This window comes from Sphingopyxis sp. BSNA05 (assembly GCF_013265645.1).
Classification (GTDB): domain Bacteria; phylum Pseudomonadota; class Alphaproteobacteria; order Sphingomonadales; family Sphingomonadaceae; genus Parasphingorhabdus.
The window spans coordinates 24,756-31,750 of sequence record NZ_PYIA01000103.1; the positions used below are offsets into that span (position 1 = coordinate 24,756).

Genomic DNA, 6,995 nt, shown 5'->3' on the forward strand with positions numbered 1-6,995 from the left:
GCGAATGCATTTCTGCTGATTGCCCTAGTGATGAGGTAGAAATTTCGATATCATAGCCTCCCGTTTTCGTTTGGTATAAATATTCAGTCGCACTCCCGATCATGTTCGCAGTCGGTCGCCTTTGTAATATTTATCGAGCATCAGAATTGAAGGGGGTTCGCTTTTCGTTCTTTTGGCGCTATCGAAATCCTGGAGAATCTCAGCAAGGATTAAAAATGAAGGCGATTGAACTGTTCGTTGGAGCCGGTGGAATGGCCTTGGGTGGTTCTGCCGCAGGGTTGCGTCCTTTGGCAGTGTTCGATTGGGATAAATGGGCCTGCGAAACGATACGCGAGAACGCACGAAGCGAAATTGAGCCATTTCGCAATTGGCCAGTCGAACAGATCGATATCCGTGATTACAGTTTTAAAGCGTTCAACAATAAAGTAGAAATCGTAACCGGTGGACCTCCGTGTCAACCATTCTCATTGGGCGGGCGACATCGAGCATACGATGACACGAGAGACTTGTTTCCTCAAGCGGTTCGCGCGGTTCGGGAGACTCGCCCGAAGGCGTTTGTCTTCGAGAATGTAAAGGGTTTAACCCGACAGACTTTTGTAAATTATTTTGAATATATTAAACTTCAGCTGCGCTTTCCTGACGTTGAGCGTGCACAAAATGACGATTGGCTTGACCACCTGAGGCAGCTGGAAGAAGTCGAGTCTTCGAACACCTACAAAGGTCTGCGCTATCAAGTTCTGGCAGAGGTATTAAATGCAGCAGATTTTGGGGTCCCTCAGCGCAGAGAGCGTGTTTTCTTTGTGGGGATTAGGAGTGACCTAAACGCGAAATGGCACTTCCCAAAAGCTACACACTCTCGTCATGCTTTGGCTTGGGATAAATGGGAAACCGATGCCTACTGGGAGCGCGCGCGCGTGTCACTGAAAGAGCGCGAGCTTATAAAGTTCAAAAGAGCTTCGGCGTTGCAGGATCCAGGAGAGAAGAAGCCCTGGCGTACCGTTCGAGAGGCGCTTCTCGACTTGCCTGACCCCCAACTTGAGCCAAAGGCGTCAAAGAGGTTTTTAAATCACGATTTTCAACACGGTGCTCGCTCATACAAAGGTCACACAGGCAGTCCGCTGGATGAACCTGCAAAAACGCTAAAAGCGGGGGTCCATGGTGTTCCAGGTGGTGAAAACATGTTGCGACGTCCGGATGGGACAGTGCGCTATTTCAGTATAAGGGAATGCGCGCGACTACAGCGTTTTCCGGATGAAATGGAGCTTCATGGGTCATGGTCAGAGTGCATGCGGCAGCTCGGCAACGCTGTACCGGTAGACTTGGCTCAAAAAGTCATTGAAAGTGTTGTGGCGGCAATCAAGCGAACCTCATGATACGATCGTACATTTTGCGCAGAACAGGGTCACTAATGCCCGCACCCAACTCCGAAACTCGCTGATCAATCAACCGCCGAGCGTCACCTGCTCTCGACTTAGACCCCGCTGGTCTCCCGGCTCTACCCGGGTGCAATGAGTCCCAAAGTGATGGCCTTCCACCCATTCGGTTCTTTCCGACAACTTTGCTACCGAAACTCATCCCGTTCCAGGGAGGACGGAATACGCTAATCAAGACGCTTTCGGCCAAAGCAATATATGCGTCATTCAGAACAAGGTATCGACAAGAAAAATCGGACTTATCAAGGCAGCTTACCGCGTCAATTGAATCTGCGTGCTGGTTGATTCTGTCGTAAAGTTTTCGCGCAGAACTGGTGGCCGGGTTGAAGCCTTGTTTCGCGCTTTGACCAGCGGCCTTCCCCACATACACCGGAAATGATTTGCCTGCTCCCGATAATCGAGTGAGACCCTGATATGCAGGATGGGAACCGCTATAGTATAGTGCATAGACTCCCGCCCCAGCAAATGGCTGACTTGGTGGCATTGGAGATACTAGGCTGTCCAGCAGTTCGACGCAAGTGTTACGCCCACATTCTCAACCGCGAGGGGATCAAAGCTTCCCATAACTAGGTTCCAGATCGCATTGAAACTATATCACACTTCTAATTTCTAGCTCCGCTTGTCGGTGAGTCCAAGAAATTCCTCCAGAATTGATACACGAGCGCTGATAGCTGAAGCATCGTTGGATGATTGCGCGAGCTCATCATACTCGATCCAGCGATAGTTAACTCCCTCCTGCTCATTTTCAAACAATTCTCGGTTACTTGCTCGTTGAACTTCGAAGCGCATTAATTTCTGTCGCTTAATGTTTGCTTTCTCATTCCGACCAAAGAGGATGTAATAAACCACAGCCATGCCAGTTGAGCGAAGTAGCGTGTCTTTATCCTCGAAAACTGAGCACATAGTATTCAATGTCTTTTTTGTGCCGTCCTTCGCTGCGGAAAATCAGATTCTATCTTCTCTCTATTACCCTTAACAAAATCATCCAGCCTAGCTCTCTTAGTGTCAACGATCGTCTCAGAATGCTCCTGCAAAAGGAGCTTAGTTGCAACGTCAAAATGTCGATACCGAGTGTCCGGGAATTTTACTTTTGATTTGAAAAATTCGTGACCGGCAACCGCTTTGATGATCTTAGGCAGCGGCCCACCGTATGCATTTCGCTTTTCTGCCGCATTAAGCGGTACAGCTTCATTGAGCCTCGAAAACATGTCCTCGATAAAGTCCAGGTCGTCTGTCGTAACCAGCATTATTGTCAAGCTGCGCGCATGAAATTTAATTAACAGACGAGGGTATTCGGCCTGAATCTCATTAAATGTCATGCCTGCGGCATCGAGTTTTTCGTTGTCAAAAAAGACGAAGTCTTCGTCCAATGCAAACTTACCGTCGATAAATTCCCATACAGCTTCTAGGCGCTGTCTTCCATCGATGATGGCATATTCAAAATCGGGCTTTAAATAATTTCCTCGAAGGCGATGAAAATAGAGTTTAGGAATATCATAGCCATTTAAAAGTGAGTCTATGAAGAGCTGCTTTTTCTTCTTAGACCAGACTCCTCCAGGGCGCTGATAATCAGGATCAATTACAATCTGCTCTCGAATATCGCTAAGCGCCAGAACCGACGAATCAGACATTTCGTTGATCTCGAAATTTTTCATTTAGAACCTCCGATGACCTGAGCTCGAGCGTGGTTTGCTACATTAGCTAGGTCCGGAAATAGCGAGAGTCTTGTAAGGTTTAACATTTCTAAATCCCTTCTCAGTTCTGCGATCACGTCGGTGGGAATGATATACCTCCATATGTGGGCCAATCGATTTCCGTCGTTAAGGGGCTCCAGATTGCTATGATGGATAGTGAAAACACCCTGTTGAACTTGAATGCGGGAATTGTTTCTAGTTGCTATTGCCGCAATCGGCTCCAGCCCCATTTTGGTTCTACCGACTTTCGAAGGCAGATAAGGCTCAAGATCCTCATCGTCGTCAAAGCCGGGAATGTCAGCTTCGTGGTCCTGCGTCCATTTCGACGTTAAATTCAGCCCAATCGGATCAATCGCCCAGAGCGCTGCATATGAGTCTGGCGAATCCGCCAAGTCGCCATCCAAAGCGAAGTAGAGGCCAATGAGCGCGCTTTCGGTCCAATCCAGGAGCCTTGTCGGCAAGCCGAAGTGTTGCATTACAAATAGCCATTCCCATTCAGTGGTGGGTCGAGAAGTAACGTGAGAAAAGGCATTTTGCTTGAAGCGCTTAAAGAGTGTCCTTTCCGCATCGATACCGCCGTGTCTCTTTATTCCCGGCTCAAGGTCCCAATCTGCATTCCGTTGTCCGCGGAACCAGGTTGGCCTATTGCTGGGAAGATTATCCTTCAAGTGCTCGATCAGATCACTAAGTGAACGTACCTCTCTATCTTCGAACTTCATAAACACCGTCCCCCTGTAGTTTCGCGATCTAACTCACTCACAAGCATATAACTAGAGCGAAGTTACTCAGAGGTCGTCGGTGTTAATCCGGTGCTTGATTTATAGTCCGTGTACGCAGAGAAGCCCAAAATCTGCTCAACACTTTGATATATAAGGATAAAAGTGGTGAGCCCTGCTGGGTTCGAACCAGCGACCTACTGATTAAAAGTTTTTTTAAGCCGATTTTCTGATGTCCCACATTTTCTCTAAACATCTGATTTAATTATATAATTGAGAAATAATGTTCTTGATATGTTCCAGATAATCCCATAGTATCCTCTCGAAACGCTACCCGGGTAGCACGTTTTTCAGAGGACAAAATGCCAAATCAAATAAAGCTTACTGATGCTAAATTGAAAGCAGTGAAAGCACCATCACGAGGACGAGTGGAGCTCGCAGATAGTGATTGCGTGGGATTGCGCTTTGTAAAAGGATCGACAGGTAAATGTCGTTGGATTGTTCGAAAACGGGTTGCTGGAAAGTTTAGAAAGATCACTCTGGGAGACTATCCCGGGATTGGTCTGGCCCAGGCTAGGCAGAAAGCGCTCCAGGCTTGCGCTGACATTGAGAGCGGTCGAAAGGTAGCGAAACCTGATAAAAGATCGAACAAAACGGTTTCAGCATTGTGGAACACTTATGATCAGCAGCGTGTTGAGAACAAGCGATCTGCAAAGGAAATAAGGCGCATATTCAATAAGTACGTTTTACCGGAGCTTGGCGGTCGTCCGGTGGACGCCATAACGCGCACGGATGTTACTCGGTTAATTGATGGCATCGCTTATGGCGAGCGTCCTGCGCCGGTAATGGCCCGTCTTGTTGCTGCGCAAATGTCAGTGTTTTTCAATTGGGTTTTACCACGCATAGAAACTCTAGCGTACAACCCAGTAACAGCAGCAAGCAGACCACCAGCACCGAAACCTCGTGATCGGGTTTTGTCGAATGAAGAATTGAAAAGCCTTTGGAAGGCTATTGAAAATCAGCCATTTCCTTGGCAGCATAGTTTGAAACTCATGCTGTTCACCGCTGCACGGCGAAGCGAGGTATTTGGAGCTGAACGTGCAGAGTTTGATTTAGAAGAAAAAGTCTGGAACTTACCAGCGTCGAGCGCAAAAATAGCAACGCTGTAATCATTCCACTTTCCGTCGAAGCTTGCCATGTCATTTCAGGTTGCCCGGTTACTGATGGTAGCAGCAAGCTGTTTCCTTCGGCGACAAATCCAAAAACTAGTGCGTCAGGTATATCCAAATTGTTGCGACGGTTGAGGGCCGACATTCAATCTGATTTGCAACGTCCGGTTCTGCATTGGACCTTACATGACATCCGGCGGACTGTTGCTACAAACCTGCAGCGGTTGGGAGTAAGGCTAGAAGTGACCGAAGCAATTCTCAACCACATCAGCGGTTCTCAGGCTGGGATTGTCAAGGTTTACCAACGATATAACTGGATGGATGAAAAACGCGAGGCGTTGCAACTTTGGTCTGATGATCTTGTTCGTATCTGTGACTGCAGCACACAGTAAGCTATTTGGTATCCCCAACCCAATCAACCGTGATCGAATCCACTCCAGTTTTTACGCCCTCAACCAAAATAATGCGATTATCTTCGGGAATTTCGATATCCTGTAAATCCAGTTTCCATACACTTTCATCATCACATTGCAGGACGTAACGCCGGTCCCCTTTGATGAGTTTTCCAGTGAGCCGTAGACGGTTTGAGTTTGAATGGTTCATGATTGAGCGTTCTCTGTCCTACAGTCGTGATTCTGTCCAGCGCGCAAGGACCTTCTTTACGTAATACCGAGTTTCCCGGTATCGGGGAATGCCTTTGGCTTTCAGCACAGCGTTAGGTCCGGCATTATATGCTGCCAGCGCCAAGTGGATTGCGCCGAACTTATCCAGCATTTGTTTTAGATACCGTGCTCCCCCGTCAATATTGGTTGAAGGATCAAACCGGTTTTAACGCCAAGATCAGACGCGGTTCCAGGCATCAACTGCGTCAGTCCGCCAGCACCTGCTGGACTAACAGCCATAGGATTGTAACGCGATTCCTGCCAAATTAGAGCATCGAGTAACCCAAAGGGTAGGGCGTGTTTCCTTTCGGCTGCCCTAATGGAGCTTAGGTAAATAGACCGCCTGAAAGAGGCCGTTCTGCTGAGCCGAGTAGGTTTTTCTTTTGTAGATTGTTTCTGGCACCGTCATGAACTGCCGATGCCTTGGAGACAGGTTGTAATGGTCTTTCTGGCTGCCAAATTCCATGTTGGAACAGCTGAAACGTTGAATTTCCACCTGTCTGCTGATTCCCAAGTTCCGTTACAGGAGCGCTATTGTTTTCCTGTAAACTCACGTCCTGTGCCCATGCCACGCTTGAGCACAACGTAATCGTAAACAGTCCCATTGATAGCATCTTTGCCAAAATTCATCTCCATTTTGCATCGAATCGAATGAGAACATAAATAGAACATATAGCTGTAGGAAAGCGTTTTCTTACGTGTTGAAGAGGGGAGGCTGCCGGGAAGGGGAGAACTGGCGCAGATGCAAGGAACTCCTAAATGTCCCGTAACGTCCTAACTAATCCCACATCATACCTCGAGAATACTGCCAGACAGATTTGTGAAAAATTTTCTGGCTATTGGAAAATGATAAAGGGATGTGCTGCTGCCCGGCACATGACGATAATACGCCATCACTTGGTGTCAGTATTGGCCGAAACGCGATTCTCTTCCACTGTTTTGCAGGCTGTCCGCAGAAAGACGTGATTGCGGGTTTTGAGCGCCAAGGTGTGACTGCGCGCAGTCTGTTCAGCGGAAGTTCGGTTTCAATTCCCGCAGCTAGTCCCAAAGAGCTAAAACCGAGCGTCAATGCACAGCGGCTCTGGCGGCAGGCTCAGCGCCTGCAAGGAACTATTGCGCAGACTTATCTCAAAAAGCGTTTAGTCAATATGACTTCCCTCGAATTACGCTTTCTTGACCGCACGCCTCTTGGTCCCAAAGGCCATGTCCGCTTCTTGCCAGCGATGTTGGCAGCGGTGCGCACAGATGCGTATATTATGGCCATTCACCGGACTTTCCTGCTTCCCGATGGTTCAGGCCAGGCTGATTTCATCAAACCCAA

At 48.0% G+C, this 6,995-nt stretch carries 8 protein-coding genes and 2 pseudogenes; 4 read left to right on the forward strand and 6 right to left on the reverse strand.

Annotated elements, in window-relative coordinates:
- The first annotated feature begins 101 nt into the window (after window positions 1–101).
- Window positions 102–1,373 (forward strand): DNA cytosine methyltransferase, encoded by a 1,272-nt coding sequence (locus C8024_RS12245; RefSeq protein WP_254305853.1) that lies wholly within the window; start codon window positions 102–104, stop codon window positions 1,371–1,373.
- Here the strand turns inward: C8024_RS12245 and C8024_RS23465 are convergent.
- The 4 genes from C8024_RS23465 to C8024_RS12265 all read right to left on the reverse strand — a co-directional run bounded on the left by C8024_RS23465 (window position 1,357) and on the right by C8024_RS12265 (window position 3,846).
- Window positions 1,357–1,917 (reverse strand): Eco29kI family restriction endonuclease, encoded by a 561-nt coding sequence (locus tag C8024_RS23465; protein WP_173205588.1) that lies wholly within the window; start codon window positions 1,915–1,917, stop codon window positions 1,357–1,359. The genes C8024_RS12245 and C8024_RS23465 overlap by 17 nt on opposite strands.
- A gap of 125 nt (window positions 1,918–2,042) precedes the next feature.
- Window positions 2,043–2,288: a hypothetical protein gene (locus C8024_RS12255; RefSeq protein WP_173205591.1), complete on the reverse strand. Its 246-nt coding sequence runs from the start codon at window positions 2,286–2,288 to the stop codon at window positions 2,043–2,045.
- A 53-nt stretch (window positions 2,289–2,341) separates the two neighbouring features.
- On the reverse strand, window positions 2,342–3,088 hold the full coding sequence (locus tag C8024_RS12260) for a DUF262 domain-containing protein (protein WP_173205594.1): 747 nt from the start codon (window positions 3,086–3,088) through the stop codon (window positions 2,342–2,344).
- Window positions 3,085–3,846 (reverse strand): FRG domain-containing protein, encoded by a 762-nt coding sequence (locus C8024_RS12265; RefSeq protein WP_173205597.1) that lies wholly within the window; start codon window positions 3,844–3,846, stop codon window positions 3,085–3,087. Before C8024_RS12265 ends, C8024_RS12260 begins: the two co-directional genes overlap by 4 nt.
- 359 nt (window positions 3,847–4,205) lie before the next feature.
- On the opposite strand from C8024_RS12265, the gene C8024_RS12270 reads away from it, so the two are divergent.
- Window positions 4,206–5,012 carry an integrase arm-type DNA-binding domain-containing protein gene (locus tag C8024_RS12270; protein WP_173205600.1) on the forward strand — a complete coding sequence of 269 codons (807 nt, stop codon included), beginning with the start codon at window positions 4,206–4,208 and terminating at the stop codon, window positions 5,010–5,012.
- A gap of 32 nt (window positions 5,013–5,044) precedes the next feature.
- Window positions 5,045–5,404: a tyrosine-type recombinase/integrase gene (locus tag C8024_RS12275; protein WP_367947312.1), complete on the forward strand. Its 360-nt coding sequence runs from the start codon at window positions 5,045–5,047 to the stop codon at window positions 5,402–5,404.
- A 1-nt stretch (window position 5,405) separates the two neighbouring features.
- Here C8024_RS12275 and C8024_RS12280 read toward each other — a convergent pair whose 3' ends face one another.
- Complete coding sequence (locus C8024_RS12280; RefSeq protein ID WP_173205603.1) at window positions 5,406–5,615, reverse strand: DUF5818 domain-containing protein; 210 nt, start codon at window positions 5,613–5,615, stop codon at window positions 5,406–5,408.
- A gap of 18 nt (window positions 5,616–5,633) precedes the next feature.
- Window positions 5,634–6,025, reverse strand: a pseudogene (locus C8024_RS21725) (lytic transglycosylase domain-containing protein); the annotation flags it as partial.
- A gap of 488 nt (window positions 6,026–6,513) precedes the next feature.
- Here C8024_RS21725 and C8024_RS12295 point away from each other — a divergent pair.
- A pseudogene (locus tag C8024_RS12295) lies at window positions 6,514–6,995 on the forward strand (virulence protein); the annotation flags it as partial.